The organism is Streptomyces sp. CLCI03 (assembly GCF_053615355.1).
In genome coordinates, this window is sequence record NZ_CM132132.1 from 5,855,361 (window position 1) to 5,872,125 (window position 16,765).

The window sequence follows — 16,765 nt, forward strand, 5'->3', positions numbered from 1 at the left end:
GCAGGATCTGTCTCGCGACGTGAGCTGAACCATGGATTCCGTTCCGTCGGACGCCCGCGACCTTTGAGCTGGTTCGTCTCACGTTGTGGGCGGGGGGCCGAACGCGGCGTGTGACGCCGTAATGTGTACGAGGTGACCGTGAACGCTGAAACCCAAGCCCTCGCCGCCAAGGCGACCTGGCGAGACCTTCCCGCGGCGCAGCAGCCTTCGTACCCCGATGCCGAGGCTCTGCGCGCTGTCGTCGCGGACCTCGAGTCGTATCCGCCCCTCGTTTTCGCGGGTGAGTGCGACCAGCTGCGCGCCCGTCTGGGAGCCGTCGCCAAGGGCGAGGCGTTCCTGCTCCAGGGCGGCGACTGCGCCGAGGCCTTCGACGGTGTCTCCGCCGACCACATCCGCGCCAAGCTGAAGACGCTGCTCCAGATGAGCGCCGTCCTGACGTACGCGGCGTCCGTGCCCGTCGTCAAGGTCGGCCGCATCGCCGGCCAGTACTCCAAGCCGCGCTCCAAGGACACCGAGACCCGCGACGGCGTCACCCTGCCGACCTACCGCGGCGACTCCGTCAACGGCTTCGCCTTCACCGAAGAGGCCCGGATCCCGGACCCCGAGCGGCTGAAGCGCATGTACAACGCCTCCGCCTCGACGCTCAACCTGGTGCGCGCCTTCACCACCGGTGGTTACGCCGACCTGCGCCAGGTGCACGCCTGGAACCAGGACTTCGTGAAGTCCTCCCCGTCCGGGCAGCGCTACGAGCAGCTCGCGCGGGAGATCGACAACGCGCTGAACTTCATGAAGGCCTGTGGCACCGACCCGGCGGAGTTCAAGGCCGTCGAGTTCTACGCCTCCCACGAGGCGCTGCTGCTCGACTACGAGGGCGCGCTGACCCGCACCGACTCGCGCACCGGCAAGCTGTACGACACCTCCGGCCACATGGTCTGGATCGGTGAGCGCACCCGCCAGCTGGACCACGCGCACATCGAGTTCTGCTCGCAGATCGCCAACCCGATCGGCATCAAGCTCGGCCCCACCACCACGGTGGACGAGGCGCTGACGTACATCGACCGCCTGGACCCCGAGCGCGAGCCGGGCCGGCTGACCTTCGTCGTCCGCATGGGCGCCGACAAGGTCCGCGACAAGCTCCCCGAGCTGGTCGAGAAGGTCACGGCCTCCGGCGCGATCGTCGCCTGGGTCACCGACCCGATGCACGGCAACACCTTCGAGGCGGCCTCCGGCCACAAGACGCGCCGTTTCGACGACGTGCTCGACGAGGTCAAGGGCTTCTTCGAGGTCCACAAGGCGCTGGGCACCCACCCGGGCGGCATCCACGTCGAGCTCACCGGTGACGACGTCACCGAGTGCGTGGGCGGCGGCGACGAGATCTTCGTCGACGACCTGCACCAGCGCTACGAGACGGCCTGCGACCCGCGGCTCAACCGCAGCCAGTCCCTGGACCTGGCGTTCCTGGTCGCCGAGATGTACCGCGACCAGTAAGGATCAATCAGTACCTTCGTACGACGATGGGGCGCGGATCGATGTGATCCGCGCCCCATCGTCGTACAGGGGGCTTTTAGGCCACCCTAACTTTGGGTACGGTTAGGTAAGCCTCACCGAAATGGGGATGGCTCGCTGAACCGCAGAACCATTCCGCCCAGGGAGGTGAACCGCGTGTACGTCTGCTCTTGCTTCGGTGTCACCGACAAGCAGGTCAAGGAGCACGCGGCCGCCGGGGCCTGCACCCCGCGCCAGATCGCCTCGGCCACCAAGGCCGGCACCGACTGCGGATCGTGCGTGCGCACCATCCAGGGCATCCTCGGCCGTGGGGCGTGCCCCCGCCGGGAGCTGCTGGAGAAGGGCCGGACGGCTGACGTGCTCGCCGCGGAGCCGGGTACGGCCCGTTCGGCGGAGCTGGCGGAAGCGGCCTAGAGCGGCTAGCTCGGCTGCTCGATCAGCTGCGCGATGTAGAGCGGCTCGCCCAAGGACTCGATGAGCTCCAGCTGGGTGTCGAGGTAGTCGATGTGGTGCTCCTCGTCCTCCAGGATCTCCTCGAAGAGTCGGGCCGAGGTGATGTCACCCTTGCCGCGCATGACCTCGATACCCCGCTTGAGCCGGTCGATGGCCTCGACCTCGACCTGGCGGTCCGCCTGGAACATCTCCGTGAGCGTCTGCCCGACGCGCACGTGGAAGAGGCGCTGGTAGTTCGGCAGACCGTCGAGCATCAGAATGCGCTCGGTGATCTTGTCCGCGTGCTTCATCTCGTCGATGGACTCTTCACGCGTGTACTTGGCGAGCTTGGTCCAGCCCTTGTTGTCCTGGATGCGGTAGTGCAGCCAGTACTGGTTGATGGCCGTCAGCTCGCCGGTCAGCTGCTCGTTCAGAAACTCAAGGACCTCGGGGTCGCCCTGCATCGCAGAGGCTCCTTCCAGGCAATGTCAGCTATGTGACGGGGCAGTTGCGCGCATCCTTGCACCGCCACCGGTGACCGTCCAGTAAGTGCCTCCTTAGTGGGAGTTGCTCCGACTTGCCCGAATCGGCCCAGACCTGGTCATGACCACCCTGCCCAGTCTGTCACCATGGAGTCATGGGTCAGCCGGAAAGCCGGGAATCTCCGGGAGCAGAGCAGCTGGAGCTTCCACCGGGGCAGCGGCTGCAGAGGGGCTGGCCGGTCACCCATTACGGGCCCGTCCCCAAGTTCAAGCCGGACCGCTGGGAGTTCCGCGTCTTCGGCGCGACGGCCGACGGGGACAAGCACTGCTGGAACCACGAGGAGTTCACGGCCCTGCCGTTCGACTCCGTCGTGGCCGATCTGCACTGCGTCACGAAGTTCAGCATGCAGGGCGCCGAATGGGGCGGTGTGCTCGCCCGCGAGGTCCTCGCCCTGGCGCCCCCCGCACCCCAGGTCACGCACGTGATGGTGTGGGCCGAGTACGGCTTCAGCTCCAACCTGCGGCTGGCCGACTTCGCCTCCGACCGCACCGTCTTCGCCACCCACCAGGGCGGTGAACTGCTCACCGCCGAGCACGGGTTCCCGGTACGGCTGGTGGTCCCGCACCTGTACGCCTGGAAGGGCCCCAAGTGGGTCCGCGGCATCGAGTACATGACCGCCGACCGCCGCGGCTTCTGGGAGGAGCGCGGCTACCACAACATCGGCGACCCGTGGCGCGAGCAGCGCTACTCGTACCAGGAGGAGCCCGGGGAGGGCCCCGAACTGTAGGGGGCGGAGCGGCGCCCCCGCGCCCGGCGGCGCTCGCTCAGTGGTGGTACCGGTGCACGACCGCGTGACCCTTGCCGCGGCCGATCATCCACTTGTTGACCGGGGTCGTGATCACGAAGGCGGCCGCCAGCGCGATCGCCAGGACGATCCAGAACAGCGGCTCCGACAGGTGCGCGTCCATCGCGCCGGGCCACAGGGCGATCACCCCGTTGTCGATCAGCTCCATGACGGCGATCGAAAGAGTGTCCGCGGCCAGCGCCACCCGGATGGCCGTACGGAGGTCGACGCCGGCGGTGAGGACCCCGCGCAGGGTGAGGGCGTAGCCGAAGAAGAACGCGAGGACGATCGCCAGGATCATCGTCTGCACGTTCCCCCAGCCGAGCGCGGTGCCGATGATCATGCCGAGCACCTCGCCGATGGCGCATCCGGTGAGGCAGTGCAGGGTCGCCCGGGCGGCCATGCCCCAACTGACGGAGCCGCCGGCGCCGTGCGCGTGCTCGTGGTGGCTCCCGTGGGCCTGGTGGTTCCCGTGGCCTTCGTGACCCTCGTGTCCTGCGTGGCTCTCGTGCATGTGCTCCATGACAACAACCCCCTCGTGGGAACGCCGGGTAGCGGTCCCGTCGACATGTCGGAACCGTATACCCCCCTGGGGTATTCCCTCAAGGGTCGGTGGATCACTGCGGGCCGCGCAGCTCCTTCAGCAGCGCCACGTCCGCCGCATGCCCTTCCTTGCCACCGGGCGTCTCGATGATCAGCGGTACGCCGTCCATCGCGGGGTGCGAGATCAGCTCGGCGAAGGCCTCCCGGCCGATGTGACCCTGGCCGATGTTGGCGTGCCGGTCCTTGTGGGCGCCGACACCCTCCTTGGAGTCGTTCGCGTGGACCAGCTTCAACCGACCCTCGCCCACCGTGTCCACGAGCAGGTCCAACATCACCTTCGACCCGCCCGGCTCCGCCAGATCGTGGCCGGCCGCGAAGATGTGGCAGGTGTCCAGGCAGATCCCCAGCTTCGGGTGATGGTCGAGCGCCTCGAAGTACGGGCCGAAGTCCTCGGCGAGCGAGCACAGCGAGAAGCCCTGCCCGGCCGTGGACTCCAGCAGCAGGAACGGGTCGTCGTCATGCGTCAGCTCGTCCAGCAGCGGCAGCATGTGCTCCCTGACCTGCGCGTACGCCACCTCGCGCGGCCGGCCCCCGGTCGCCGACCCGGTGTGCACGACCACCCCGAGCGCGCCGATCTCCCGGCCGCGGCGCAGCGAGTGGCGCAGCGACTCCACCGACTTCTCCACGGTCGCCTCGGTGTGCGAGCCGAAGTTGATCAAGTACGGGGCGTGCACGTACGCCGGGATCGACTCGGCCGCGCACTCCGCCCGGAACCGTTCGTCCTGCGCCGGATTGCCGACCGGAGTGGCCCAGCCGCGCGGATTGGCGACGAAGACCTGGACGGCCTCCGCCCCCATCTCCCGGGCGTAGGTCAGGCCGACCGAGGCGAGCCCCCCGGCAACGGGGACGTGCCCGCCCACTGGATTGCGCATCACTACGGCTTACAGCCCCTTGGTCCTGATCGTGATCGTGCTGCCCTCGGGGGCGTTCTGCCCGGCCGGCACCGACTGGGTGTCGATCGTGTTGCTGAAGGAGATCAGCGGCCGGTCCACCTTCACCTTGAAGCCCGCCGCCTCCAGCGCCTTGCGGGCGGCGTCCAGGTCCTGACCGGTCACGTTCGGGACCGGAACCTGCCGAGGACCCTTGGACACGGTCAGCGTGACCGTGTCCCCGGCCGCGGCCTGCGTGCCGGCGCCGATCGACTGGTTGGCGACCGTACCGGCTGCGAAGGGGGCGTTGACCTGCTCGGGAGCCGTCGCGACCTTGAGGCCCTGGGCCTCCAGGGCCGCCGTCGCCTGGTCGACGGGCAGCCCGGTCACGCTCGGGACCGGCACCGGGCGGCCCTTGCTGACGACGAGCGAGACCGCCGTGTCGGGCGCCCGCTTCTCCCCGCCCGTCGGATTCGTGCTGATCACCGAACCCTGGGCGATGTCCTGGCTGAAGGCCTGCGTCACCATGCCGGGCGCCAGCCCGGACTGCGTCAGCTCGGCCTTCGCCTCCTCCAGCGGCCGGCCCTTCAGGTTGGGCACGGCCACGACCTCGGGGCCACGGGAGAGGGTGATGGTCACCGCGCCGTTGCCGCGGATCCGCCGACCGCCCGGGGGATCGGTGTTCATCACCGTCCCACGGTCGAAGGCGTCGCTGAACTTCCGGTCCACGCCCTTCACCCCGAGCCCGGCCGAGGACAGCTGGGCGCGGGCCTGCGCCTCGGTCTTGCCGAGCAGGTTGGGGACCTTCGTGAACTGCCCGGAGTTGATGTACCAGACGCCGACCCCGAGCCCGAGCGCGAGCAGCACGCCCGCGACGACGAGCAGCATCCCACGCGGGGGCCGCCGCCGCGCGGCGCCCCCGGTGGGGCGGTGCGAGGGCGGGGCGGGCGGGGCCGACGGCATCTCCAGGCGGGAGGTGTGCTGCACGGGCTGCTGCGCGACCACCGGGCGCGGGATCACACCCGTACGGTCCTCGGCGGACGAACGCTCCTCGGCGTGCGCCTGCGGCGGCACGGCGTCCAGCTCGGCGTCGCTGAGCTGCGCGCGCGCCTCACGGGCGAGGCCGAGCAGGGCGGCCGCGTCGTAGGGACGCAGATCGGGATTGCGGGCGGCGGCCTGCGCGACCAGCTCGTCGAGCCCGACGGCGAGCCCCGGGACCGCGGCCGACGGGGGCGGGACGTCCTCGTGCAGGTGCTGGTAGAGCACCTGCGCGGCGGTTCCGCCGAGGTGGGGCTTGGAGCCGGTGAGCATCTCGTAGAGGACGACACCGCAGGCGTAGACGTCCACGCGGGTGTCGGTGACGCCGTTCTCGATCTGCTCGGGGGCCAGGTAGGAGACCGTCCCGAGGACGGAGCCCGTGGTGTTGGTCACCGAGTCGACCGACCGGACCAGCCCGAAGTCGGCCACCTTCACCCGGCCGTCGTCCCCGATCAGCACGTTCTCGGGCTTCATGTCGCGGTGGACGAAGCCGGCCCGGTGGGCGGCGCCGAGGGCGGCGAGCACCGGTTCGAGGATGTCGAGGGCGGCCCGGGGCTGGAGCGCGCCGCGCTCGCGGAGCACGTCGCGCAGGGTGCAGCCGGAGACGTACTCCATGGCCAGGTACACGTACGGCCCGTCCGTGCCCTGGTCGAAGACGGCGACCACGTTCGGGTGCGCGAGCCGGGCCACGGACTTCGCCTCGCGGATGAACCGGTCGACGAAGGCGGCGTCGGCGGCGAGCGCCGGGTGCATCACCTTCAGGGCGAGGATCCGGTCGAGGCGGGTGTCGACGGCCCGGTAGACCGTGGCCATGCCGCCGGCCGCGATGCGGGCGTCGATGCGGTAGCGGCCGTCGAGCACGCGCCCGACGAGGGGGTCATCCAGGGTCGTATCCACCCGGCGATTCTACGAGCCGCCGCGCGGGCGCCGGGCGGGGGCGGCAGCCTTGCAGCGCAGCTGTGACGTGGGCGGGGTGGTGGGGCGGGGCCTTCACCCCCGCGGCGCGGAGCCCCGGGCCGGTGGCTGCCCACCCGCCCCCTCGGCGACGGGGGAGCGGGGAGCGGGGAGCGCAAGGCTGGGCGGTATCAGCGGGCGAGGTCCACGCGGTCCGCATCGGGGATGTGTATGGGGGTTTCCCGTCGGTCCCGAAGCCGCCGCCGCACCTCTCCGACCCGGCCCCACCGGCTTCCGCCTTACAGGCCTCCGCCCCGCCGGTTTCCGTCCCGCCCGTCCTCTCAGAACGCCGGGCGCTCGGGATCCAGGTGGGCGCGGCCCTGTGTGGGGGAGGAGGCTTCCGCGAAGCGGCGTTGGGGGATGCGGCCCGCGCGGAAGGCGAGGCGGCCCGCCGAGACGGCGTCCCGCATGGCCGACGCCATGAGGACCGGTTCCTGTGCGCGGGTCACCGCCGAGGCCAGCATCACCGCCGCGCAGCCCAGTTCCATCGCCAGGGCCGCGTCGGACGCCGTGCCCGCGCCCGCGTCCAGGATGACCGGGACCGACGCGCGTTCCGTGATCAGCTCGAAGTTGTGCGGGTTGCGGATGCCCATGCCGGATCCGATGGGGGACCCGAGCGGCATGATCGCCGCGCAGCCCACGTCCTCCAGCTTCCGTGCGAGCACCGGGTCGTCGTTGGTGTACGGGAGCACCGTGAAGCCCTCGTCGACCAGGATCTCGGCGGCGTCCAGCAGCTCGACGCCGTCGGGCAGGAGGGTCCGTTCGTCCGCGACCACCTCCAGCTTGATCCAGTCCGTGCCGAGCGCCTCCCGGGCCAGCCGGGCCGTGAGGACGGCCTCGCCCGCCGTGAAGCAGCCCGCCGTGTTGGGGAGGACCGAGATGCCGAGCTTGGTCAGCACGGACAGGACGGATCCCTGGACCGTGGGGTCCAGCCGCCGCATCGCGACCGTGGTGAGTTCGGTGCCGGAGGCGACGAGGGCGCGTTCCAGGACGTCCAGGCTCGGGGCCCCGCCCGTGCCCATGATCAGGCGGGAGGTGAAGGCCCGGCCGCCGAGGGTGAAGAGGTCGTCCGCCATGTCGGTCAGCCCCCCTGTACCGCGGTGAGGATCTCGACCCGGTCGCCTTCGCCGACGACGGTGGCGGGCCACTGCCCGCGCGGGACCACGGTCTCGTTGAGCGCGGCGGCGACGCCGGAGGGGGCGGTGGTCAGGGTGGCGACCACCGTGTCGAGGGTGGCGCCGGTCGCGACCTCGCGCGGTTCGCCGTTGACGGAGATGGTCATGCGTACGACTCCTGACGTTCGGCGGAGAACCGGCGGGGGGTGAAGGGGCGCGCGATCTCCGGCAGTTCGCCGGTGGCCAGCAGCTCGGCGAGGACCTCGCCGGTGAGCGGGGTCAGCAGCACCCCGTTGCGGTAGTGCCCGGTGGCCAGGTGCAGGCCCGGCAGGTCGGTCGGGCCGAGCAGCGGGGCGTTGTCGGGGGATCCGGGGCGCAGTCCCGCCCGGGTCTCGGTGAGCGGGAGTTCGGTGATGCCGGGGACCAGTTCGTGGGCGTCGCGCAGGAGTTCGTAGACCCCGCCCGCGGTGACGGTGGTGTCCCAGCCGAGTTCCTCGCTGGTGGCGCCGACGACGAGTTCGCCGTTCTCGCGCGGCACCAGGTAGACGTGGCTGCCGCGGACGACGGCCCGTACGGTCCGCGACAGGAACGGCGCGTAGGCGGCCGGCACCGTGAGCCGCAGGACCTGGCCCTTGACCGGCCGTACGGGGGCCACGACCTCGGGCGGTACGCCGGCCAGCCGGCCGGTGAACGAGCCCGCGGCGAGGACCACCTGGTCGGCGAGCAGCTCCGTACCGTCGTCGAGGAGGGCTCCGGTCGCCCGGTCGGTGGTGGTGAGCAGCCGCTGCGCGGCCGTGCGGTGGATGGTCACGCCGATGCGTTCGCAGGCGGCCAGCAGGGCGGCCGCGAGTCGGCGGGGGTCGACCTGGTGGTCGCCGTCGACGCGCAGCCCGCCGCGTACGCCCGGGGCGAGCATGGGCTCCAGGCGGCGGCACTCGCGGCCGGTGAGCCACTCGGACTCCAGGCCGCAGCGACGCTGCAGGGCGTGCAGTTCGCGCAGGTGGAGGCGGTCGTCGGCGTCGAGGGCGACGGCGAGGGTGCCGCAGGCGCGGTAGCCGATGTCCAGGCCGCCGCTCGCCTCGGCGAGTTCGGCGGCGAACTGCGGATAGCGTGCGGCGGAGGCCAGGCCGAGGCCGAGCAGGGCTTCCTCGCCGTAGTGGAGTTCGGTGACGGGGGCGAGCATGCCGGCCGCGACCTGGGCGGCGCCGCCGCCGGGTGCGGGGTCGACCAGTACGGTGCGCAGTCCGCGCGCGGCGGCCCGCCAGGCGGTGACCAGGCCGATGATTCCGCCCCCGATGACGAGGACGTCGGATCCCGTGGCGGAACCCTTCCGAGATGAGTGCATGGGCGTCCAGCCCCTCCCTTCGCCGGCATGACCCGGATCAGGTTCGTACGGTCGGAGGCCGGCCAGCCTCCCTCTCAGCCCGGTGCGCCGGACTCCCGCGATAGGTACGGTGGCCAGACTAACCCGGCCGTGGATGGCGGGTAAGGCGGCACCTATTCCTGACGGAGCGTCAGATGATTAGGGTGGCGGCGTGAGCGAGCAGACGGAACAGAATCAGCGCGGCGTCGTGATCGTCGGCGCCGGAATGGCCGGGGTGCAGACCGCCGTGGCCCTGCGCGAACAGGGCTTCACCGGCCCCGTGACCCTGCTGGGAGCCGAACCCCACCAGCCCTACGACCGCCCCCCGCTGTCCAAGGCGGTACTCCTCGGCAAGGCCGAGGACTCCGCCTTCGACGTGGACTTCGAAGGCCTCGACATCGACCTCAGGCTCGGCGTCGAGGTGACCGGACTGCGCGCCGCCGTCCACGAGCTGGACACCGAGGCGGGACCGGTCCCGTACGGGACGCTCGTCCTGGCGACCGGCGCGCAGCCGCTGACCATCCCCGGCACCGAGGGCGTCCCGGGCGTGCACCTGCTGCGCACGCTGGACGACGCCGCCCGGCTGCGCCCGGTGCTGGCCGCCTCTCCTCGGGCCGTGGTCGTCGGCGCGGGTTGGATCGGCGCCGAGTTCGCCACCGCCGCCCGGGAGGCGGGCTGCGAGGTCACCGTGGTCGAGGCGGCGGACCGGGTCCTGGCGGGGGCGCTGCCCGCCGAGGTCACCGAGCCGATGGCGCGCTGGTACCAGGAGGCGGGCGCGGAGCTGATCACCGGGGCGAAGGTGGCCGGGATCGAGGAGGGCCGGGTGCTGCTGGAGGACGGCCGGGCCCTGCCCGCCGGCGCGGTGGTGGTGGGCATCGGCGCCCGCCCCGCCACCGGATGGCTGGACGGGACCGGTGTGGAGCGCGGCCCGGACGGATCGGTCACCGCGGACGCGTACCTGCGGACCTCGCTGCCCGGGGTGTACGCGGTCGGCGACTGCGCCTCCTTCCCCTCGGGGCGGTACGGGACGCGGCTGCTCGTGCACCACTGGGACAACGCCCTGCAGGGGCCCCGGGCGGTCGCGGCGAACATCCTGGCCGGGGAGCCGGCCCAGGTCTACGACCCGGTGCCCTACTTCTGGTCGGAGCAGTTCGGCCGCTTCGTCCAGTACGCCGGTCACCACGGCGGGGCCGACACCCTGCTCCTGCGCGGGGACCCGACCGGTCCCACCTGGTCGGCGTGCTGGCTGCGCGACGGCGCGCTGGTCGCCGTCCTGGCGGTGGGCCGTCCGCGTGATCTGGCGCAGGGCCGCAAGCTCATCGAGACGGCGGCGCCCGTCGACCCCGCCAAGGTCTCCGACCCAGGGACCCCGCTGAAGTCGGCCACGACCTGACGGCCCGGGGCGGGTGCGGATGCCGCTGCGCGGAGCCCGTCCCCGCCCCGCCCTTTCTCCGTTCCCCGGGCTCTGCCCGGACCCGGTCCTCACACGCCGGACGGGTCGAAGACCCAGCCTCACCGCGTTCGAGGCGCGGGGTCCGGGGCGGAGTCACGGTACGGGCCGCGACCCGGACGGGGTCGCTCAGGTACCGGCGGCGGAGCCGAGATGGCAGGCTTGTGCCTGTGACCGAGATTGACGCAAAGATCGATGCCCTTGTCCCCTCATGGCTGTACCTCCCCGACATCGCGGAGATGCTGAACGTCGAGGTGACCCGGGTCCGCCAGATGGTCAAGGAAGGGCAGCTCATCGCTGTCCGCCGGGGCGAGAACCGCTCCCTGCAGGTGCCGGCCCCCTTCATCGACGGTGACAAGGTCGTCAAGGGCCTCGTCGGTCTGCTGACCGTGCTGCGCGACGACCGCTTCACCGAGGAGGAGATCCTGGAATGGCTCTTCACCGCGGATCCGACCCTGCCCGGCACCCCCGTGCAGGCGCTGAGCGAGAATCGCGGCACGGAGGTGAAGCGCCGCGCTCAGGCGCTCGCCCTCTGACCTGATCGCCTTCGCTCCACAGCGGTGTACGGACCGGGCCCGCGGCCGCGGCCCCGGTCCGTACACCGCGTCCACCACGGGGGGTACACCCATGCAGCTGTCCGACGCCCGGCTCTACCTCTGCACGGACGCCCGCAAGCGCCAGGGTGACCTCCCCGAGTTCCTCGACGCCGTGCTCTCCTCGGGCGTGGACATCGTCCAGCTCCGCGACAAGGGCATGGAGGCGGGGGAGGAGCTCGAACACCTCCAAGTCTTCGCCGAGGCGGCCCGCCGCCACGGCAAGCTCCTCGCCGTGAACGACCGCGCCGACGTCGCCCACGCCATCGGCTCCGACGTCCTGCACCTCGGCCAGGGCGACATCCCCGTCCCCGCGGCCCGCGCCATCCTCGACCGGCGGGTCCTGATCGGCCGGTCCTGCCACGCCGAGGACGAGGTCGACGCGGCCGTCGCCGAAGCCGGCGTGGACTACTTCTGCACCGGCCCCTGCTGGCCCACCCCCACCAAGCCCGGCCGCCACGCCCCGGGCCTGGACCTCGTCCGGTACGCGGCCTCCCTGGAGACGGACCGCCCCTGGTTCGCCATCGGCGGCATCGACGGCTCGAACCTGGACGAGGTGCTGGACGCCGGCGCCACCCGCATCGTGGTCGTCCGCGCCCTCACCGAGGCCACCGACCCCGGCGCGGCCGCCGCCGAGCTCGCCAAGCGGGTCCGGGCCCGCCTCGGCTGAGCCCGGTCCGCCCGGACGACGGGCGGTCGCGGTCCCTCGTACGGACGCCTTCCGGCCAGAGCCGGCCCCGCAGGTGTCCAAAAACGTGTCCAAAAGGCGGACAAGGCTTCGGTGTCCGCCGGGCCACGTCTAACCTGCCCACATGGCCTCTGGTACCGCTTCCACCTGGTCGGACCGCGCACACACGGTCCGCGACCTCCTCGCGTCCGGGCGCTCGTACTCCTTCGAGTTCTGGGCCCCGAAGACGGAGAAGGGCGAACGCAACCTTTGGAACGCCCTGCGCCGGGTCGAGGCGGTATCTCCCAGTTTCGTGTCCGTGACCTACGGAGCCGGCGGCTCCACCCGCGGTGGCACCGTCAAGGCCACTCAGGAGATCGCCGCGGACACCACCCTCACGCCCGTCGCGCACCTGACCGCCGTGGACCACTCCGTCGCCGAGCTGCGCCATGTCATCGGCCAGTTCGCCGACGCCGGGATCCGCAACATGCTCGCCCTGCGCGGTGACCCGCCGGGCGACCCGATGGCCGAGTGGGTGTCCCACCCCGAGGGCGTGCACTACGCCGCAGACCTGGTGCGGCTGCTCAAGGAGTCCGGGGACTTCTGCGTCGGTGTCGCGGCCTTCCCCGAGATGCACCCCCGATCGACGGACTGGGATACGGACATCCGGCACTTCGTGGACAAGTGCCGCGCCGGTGCCGACTATGCGATCACCCAGATGTTCTTCGATCCCGAGAATTATCTGCGGCTGCGCGACAGCGTCGAGAAGGCGGGCTGCGACACCCCGATCATCCCCGAGGTCATGCCTGTTGTGGGCATCAAGCAACTCGACCGACTGCCCCAACTGAGCACCGCGGTCTTCCCCGCGGACGTGAAAGAGCGCATGCTCGCCGTCAAGGACGACCCGGCCGCTGTACGCTCCATTGGCATCGAGTTCGCCACGGAGTTCTGCGCGCGGCTGCTGTCCGAGGGTGTCCCGGGGCTGCACTTCATCACGCTCAACAATTCCACGGCGACTCTCGAAATCTACGAGAACCTGGGCCTGCACCAGCGGGCCTGAGCGGCCGTCCCCGTTCCCGCGCCGGCGGCCGTACCGAGAGGGGCCACGCATGGGAATGACGGTCCTCTACATCGCGTTCGGATTCGTCGCGCTGTGGCTGCTTGCCGAGGTCCTGATGCAGTACAAGGCCCGGCTCCGCTGGCGCCTGCTCGCCTTCGCCGGCTTCCTCGGCGTGGTCGCCGGCGTGATCCTGCCGTCGGTGCCGGTGATCGGCGCCGGCGCGTTGGCGTTCGCCGTGGGCCAGACCCTGGTGACGCTGTCCTTCCGCAAGGGCTTCGTCGCCGGTTGGGCCCTGCGCCGCGGCGGTGAGCCCGTACGCCAACAGCAGACGCGCCGCCGCCGGGCCTCCGGCGTCCCGTCGGAGCCGGCCCTCCAGGTCACCGCGCTGCAGTACGAGGACAGCGACGCATCCGGATCCGAGGACCGGGACGGGGCCGCCGAGGAGCGCTCGTTCGGCCAAGCGCCCCCGCCCGTCTACAGCACGGAGCCGGTTCCCGAGGACACCGGGTCCTACGGGATACAGAGTTTCGCGCCTCCGGTCGACCGGACCGCGGCCTTCGCCTCGCCCTTCACCACGGCCGAGCAGGACGCCCACCAGTACGCGGCGTACTACGACCAGCAGAACCAGGGCGGCTACGACTACTCGGGCGGCTACCCGACGGGCGACCAGCAGCAGGTCTACGCCGCTTACTCGGACCCGTACATCGGCACCGGCGGAGGTGTCGTACCGCCCCAGCCGTACGACTACACCCCGTACGCCGACTACGGGCAGCAGCAGTACTCCACGGACACCCCGCCCGGCGGGGTCTGGGTCCCGCAGCAGCGGTCCACCGACGGGGCCGGCCAGTCCTACCCGATGGAGGACCAGGGCGAGCAGCCGCAGCAGTACCCGTACCCCCAGCAGGGCGGGTACGAGCAGTACCGCTACTGACGACCCCCGCCGCCGGTCACTGGGAGCCGCGGAACTCCGCGCCCTCCACGATCAGTCCGGCCACCAGGGCCCCGGTCATCCCGGCGTGCGCCAGCCCGCCGCCGGGATGGGCCCACCCGCCCGCCAGGTACAGCCCGGGCAGGGCCGTGGTGTTGGCCGGCTGCAGCAGTCGGCCCCCGGCCCCCGCGAGGGCGGGCGGGGGCACCGCGCCGCCCGGCGCACCGGTCGCCGCCTCGATGTCGGCCGCGGTACGCACCTCGTGCCACAACAGCCGCTCCCGCAGGCCCTGTACGGCCTTCTCCGCGAGGTTCAGCAGCTCGGTGGGCTCCGAGGTGCCGGGGCCGGGTACGGCGCTCACGGTGACCGCCTCGTGCTCCTCGTCGGGCCGGGTGGAAGGGTCGTCCGGGCGCAGGACGGTGACCTGGGTCCCGGGAGCGTGGACGACGGTCCGGTGCACGGCCGTGGTGGGGCGTGCGCCGCGCAGCGCGAGCAGCAACGTGATCCGCCCCGGTACGCCGTCGCCACGGGCGGGAACCGCGTCCGACGGCCACGGCGGCGTACCGGCCGGCAGCTGCCGGGGGTCGATCCCGCACACCACGGTGTCGGCGGCCTCCTCACGGCCGTCGGCCAGCCGCACACCGGCCGCCCGGCCGTCCGCGACCAGGACCTCCCGGACCTCCGCCCCGAAGTCGAAGGCGACCTTGCGCTCCAGGCAGCGCTCGTACACGGCGGTGGCCAGGGCCCGCATCCCGCCGCGCACGTACCAGCTGCCGAAGGTCTGCTCCATGTACGGGAGCACGGTCGCCGAGGCGGGCGCGGTGGCGGGGTCGATCCCGTACCCGCGCACCACGCCGGTCAGCAGCTCCGCGAGGGCGCCGCCCAGCTCCCGGTCGGCCACTTCGGCGAGGGTCGGCGGGCGGCGGCGCAGCAGACCGCTCCGGCGCAGGGCCGGGTACGGGTCCTCGCCCAGGTGCCGGCGGGCGGCGGGCCGCAGCGGCTCCTCCAGCAGCGGGCGCCGGGTGGCGTCCCAGGCGTCGCGGGCACGGCCCAGGACGGCGTTCCAGCGCGCGCCCGCGCCCGGGCCGACGGCGGATTCCAGGGCGGTGGCGACACCGCCGTGGGAGGCGCCGGGGAGGGTGACGTCGATGTCGTGGTGGGGGAGGACGTGCCGGACGGCCGGGTTCACCTGGACCATGTCGACGCAGGTCTCCAGCGGGCGCTTGCCGGTCTTCACGAAGAGGTCGCGGTAGACGGCCGGCAGGTGCAGCAGCCCGGGCCCGGTGTCGAAGGTGAAGCCCTCGCGCTCGTACCGGCCCACGGCACCGCCGTAGGTCGTCCCGCGTTCGTACACCGTCACCTGGTGCCCCGCCACGGCCAGCCGGGCCGCCGTCGCCATCGCGCCCATCCCGGCGCCGATCACCGCAATTCGTGCCATGCGGCCGAGCCTATCGACCCAGGTGGTGGCCCTGTGGTCAGCGGGGTGGGGCTCCGGTGGTCTCGCGGACCTCGGCGGCCAGCCGCTTCTCCTCGCGGCGCTGCGCGCGGCGCCGCAGGAAGCGGCGGATCCGACTCCAGAGGAAGATCACTATCGCCAGTCCGGCGGCCAGCAGCACGGCCGCGATGATGGCGGCGGCCTCGGGATTGAACATCGCGAACGTCACGAGCCCGGCCACGCCGAGGTCCTCGGCGATGCTCATCCCCACGTTGGTGAAGGGCTCGGGCGAGGTGTTGATCGCCATCCGGGTGCCGGCCTTGACGAAATGGCTGGCCAGCGCGGTGGAGCCGCCGACCGCGGCGGCGGTGATCTCGGGGAGCGAACCGGTCTGCCCGGCCAGCAGCGCACCGATCACCGCACCGGACACGGGGCGGATCACCGTGTGGACGGTGTCCCATATCGAGTCCATGTACGGGACCTTGTCGGCGATCGCCTCGCACAGGAACAGCACCGCCGCGACGATCAGCACGTCCGTGCGTTGCAGGGAGGCGGGGACGTCGTCGGTCAGGCCGGTGCGGCCGAAGATGCCGAGCAGGAGGACCACGGCGTAAGCGTTGATCCCACTGGCCCAGCCGCTGGTGAAGACCAGAGGGAGCACACTCATCGGATCATCATGCCGTACGGGAACGCAGAAAAGTGAGGGGACGGCCGCACGGCGGCCATCCCCTCACCCACGTTGTCGGGGGCTAGTGCCCCTGCTCGTCACGGCGGCGCTGCCACCGTTCCTCGATCCGGGTCATCATCGACCGACGCTGCCGGTTCCGGCCACGGGCCGGACCGCCGGTACTTCCGGAGACGGGCTGCTCGCCAGGCTTGGGTGCCTTGCGCCAACCGGTGACCACGAGGACCGTACATCCCAGCATGACGAGGAAACCCACCACGCTGATCCAGAGCACGTTCGGAATGATCACACCGGTCATGAGGAGCGCGATACCCACCACAATGCCTGCGACTGCCTGGTAGACCCGTCGCCGGGTGTACGTACGCAGTCCGCTTCCCTCAAGCGCTGTCGCGAACTTGGGATCTTCGGCGTACAGCGCTCGCTCCATCTGCTCGAGCATTCGCTGCTCGTGCTCCGAGAGCGGCACGGGAGTCCTCCTCATCCGTCGGTCGCGGGGGTGGCGACCAGGGGTCCCCTTCAGGATAGGCGGGGAATCGCCCCCGTGACACCCGCCCTCTGCGCCGCGTTCCAAAAGGACACGACCCAGAAATGACGCAGCCGATGAAAGCGCTGCGTGAAAACCGTACCGCCGTGGGGGCTGTCACTGAGGCCCTTATTCCCCAATGGTCCGTCCACCATGCCGGTCCTGCACCTGATCATACGGGGCCGACCGGCGGATCGGGGGGTGTGTGGCCGACTCC

At 71.7% G+C, this 16,765-nt stretch carries 18 protein-coding genes and 1 riboswitch; of the genes, 8 read left to right on the top strand and 10 right to left on the bottom strand.

Annotated elements, in window-relative coordinates; all coding sequences use genetic code 11:
• The first annotated feature begins 132 nt into the window (after window positions 1-132).
• Entirely contained in the window at window positions 133-1,488 is a 1,356-nt protein-coding gene (locus tag ACWG52_RS27005) for a class II 3-deoxy-7-phosphoheptulonate synthase (protein WP_389812138.1), read from the top strand.
• A 174-nt stretch (window positions 1,489-1,662) separates the two neighbouring features.
• Window positions 1,663-1,920, top strand: a complete 258-nt coding sequence (locus ACWG52_RS27010; protein ID WP_389812135.1) for a (2Fe-2S)-binding protein — start codon at window positions 1,663-1,665, stop codon at window positions 1,918-1,920.
• Between the two features lie 5 nt (window positions 1,921-1,925).
• Here the strand turns inward: ACWG52_RS27010 and bfr are convergent, their stop codons facing one another.
• A complete protein-coding gene (gene bfr / locus ACWG52_RS27015) occupies window positions 1,926-2,402 on the bottom strand; it encodes a bacterioferritin (protein ID WP_030010525.1) in 477 nt (158 codons plus the stop codon).
• Window positions 2,403-2,575: 173 nt separating this feature from the next.
• On the opposite strand from bfr, the gene ACWG52_RS27020 reads away from it, so the two are divergent.
• On the top strand, window positions 2,576-3,208 hold the full coding sequence (locus ACWG52_RS27020; protein ID WP_161292339.1) for a sulfite oxidase-like oxidoreductase: 633 nt from the start codon (window positions 2,576-2,578) through the stop codon (window positions 3,206-3,208).
• A 37-nt stretch (window positions 3,209-3,245) separates the two neighbouring features.
• Here ACWG52_RS27020 and ACWG52_RS27025 read toward each other — a convergent pair whose 3' ends face one another.
• The 6 genes from ACWG52_RS27025 to thiO all read right to left on the bottom strand — a co-directional run bounded on the left by ACWG52_RS27025 (window position 3,246) and on the right by thiO (window position 9,189).
• On the bottom strand, window positions 3,246-3,788 hold the full coding sequence (locus tag ACWG52_RS27025) for a DUF4396 domain-containing protein (RefSeq protein WP_389812130.1): 543 nt from the start codon (window positions 3,786-3,788) through the stop codon (window positions 3,246-3,248).
• 94 nt (window positions 3,789-3,882) lie between these two features.
• Window positions 3,883-4,740: a deoxyribonuclease IV gene (locus tag ACWG52_RS27030; protein ID WP_030731237.1), complete on the bottom strand. Its 858-nt coding sequence runs from the start codon at window positions 4,738-4,740 to the stop codon at window positions 3,883-3,885.
• Between the two features lie 9 nt (window positions 4,741-4,749).
• Window positions 4,750-6,672: a Stk1 family PASTA domain-containing Ser/Thr kinase gene (gene pknB, locus ACWG52_RS27035; protein ID WP_389812125.1), complete on the bottom strand. Its 1,923-nt coding sequence runs from the start codon at window positions 6,670-6,672 to the stop codon at window positions 4,750-4,752.
• A gap of 338 nt (window positions 6,673-7,010) precedes the next feature.
• Entirely contained in the window at window positions 7,011-7,805 is a 795-nt protein-coding gene (locus ACWG52_RS27040; RefSeq protein WP_389812122.1) for a thiazole synthase, read from the bottom strand.
• A 5-nt stretch (window positions 7,806-7,810) separates the two neighbouring features.
• Window positions 7,811-8,011 carry a sulfur carrier protein ThiS gene (gene thiS, locus ACWG52_RS27045; protein WP_033221807.1) on the bottom strand — a complete coding sequence of 67 codons (201 nt, stop codon included), beginning with the start codon at window positions 8,009-8,011 and terminating at the stop codon, window positions 7,811-7,813.
• On the bottom strand, window positions 8,008-9,189 hold the full coding sequence (gene thiO / locus ACWG52_RS27050) for a glycine oxidase ThiO (RefSeq protein WP_389812117.1): 1,182 nt from the start codon (window positions 9,187-9,189) through the stop codon (window positions 8,008-8,010). The genes thiS and thiO overlap by 4 nt, the downstream gene beginning before the upstream one ends.
• Window positions 9,187-9,298: riboswitch (TPP riboswitch) on the bottom strand. It overlaps the preceding gene by 3 nt.
• An 81-nt stretch (window positions 9,299-9,379) precedes the next feature.
• Here thiO and ACWG52_RS27055 point away from each other — a divergent pair.
• The 5 genes from ACWG52_RS27055 to ACWG52_RS27075 all read left to right on the top strand — a co-directional run bounded on the left by ACWG52_RS27055 (window position 9,380) and on the right by ACWG52_RS27075 (window position 13,908).
• Entirely contained in the window at window positions 9,380-10,600 is a 1,221-nt protein-coding gene (locus ACWG52_RS27055; protein ID WP_389812114.1) for an NAD(P)/FAD-dependent oxidoreductase, read from the top strand.
• A gap of 227 nt (window positions 10,601-10,827) precedes the next feature.
• Window positions 10,828-11,193, top strand: a complete 366-nt coding sequence (locus ACWG52_RS27060; RefSeq protein ID WP_375943279.1) for an Rv2175c family DNA-binding protein — start codon at window positions 10,828-10,830, stop codon at window positions 11,191-11,193.
• Between the two features lie 91 nt (window positions 11,194-11,284).
• Complete coding sequence (thiE, locus tag ACWG52_RS27065; RefSeq protein ID WP_033221797.1) at window positions 11,285-11,920, top strand: thiamine phosphate synthase; 636 nt, start codon at window positions 11,285-11,287, stop codon at window positions 11,918-11,920.
• Between the two features lie 142 nt (window positions 11,921-12,062).
• Window positions 12,063-12,977: a methylenetetrahydrofolate reductase [NAD(P)H] gene (gene metF, locus ACWG52_RS27070; protein WP_389812111.1), complete on the top strand. Its 915-nt coding sequence runs from the start codon at window positions 12,063-12,065 to the stop codon at window positions 12,975-12,977.
• 49 nt (window positions 12,978-13,026) lie between these two features.
• Window positions 13,027-13,908, top strand: a complete 882-nt coding sequence (locus ACWG52_RS27075) for a hypothetical protein (RefSeq protein ID WP_389812109.1) — start codon at window positions 13,027-13,029, stop codon at window positions 13,906-13,908.
• Between the two features lie 16 nt (window positions 13,909-13,924).
• Here ACWG52_RS27075 and ACWG52_RS27080 read toward each other — a convergent pair whose 3' ends face one another.
• The 3 genes from ACWG52_RS27080 to ACWG52_RS27090 form a co-directional block, all read right to left on the bottom strand.
• Window positions 13,925-15,343: a phytoene desaturase family protein gene (locus ACWG52_RS27080; protein WP_453126191.1), complete on the bottom strand. Its 1,419-nt coding sequence runs from the start codon at window positions 15,341-15,343 to the stop codon at window positions 13,925-13,927.
• A 37-nt stretch (window positions 15,344-15,380) separates the two neighbouring features.
• Window positions 15,381-16,007, bottom strand: coding sequence for a DUF4126 domain-containing protein (locus tag ACWG52_RS27085; protein WP_266390660.1), 627 nt, complete (start codon window positions 16,005-16,007; stop codon window positions 15,381-15,383).
• A gap of 82 nt (window positions 16,008-16,089) precedes the next feature.
• Window positions 16,090-16,491: a DUF3040 domain-containing protein gene (locus tag ACWG52_RS27090; protein WP_301371672.1), complete on the bottom strand. Its 402-nt coding sequence runs from the start codon at window positions 16,489-16,491 to the stop codon at window positions 16,090-16,092.
• Window positions 16,492-16,765 lie beyond the last annotated feature (274 nt).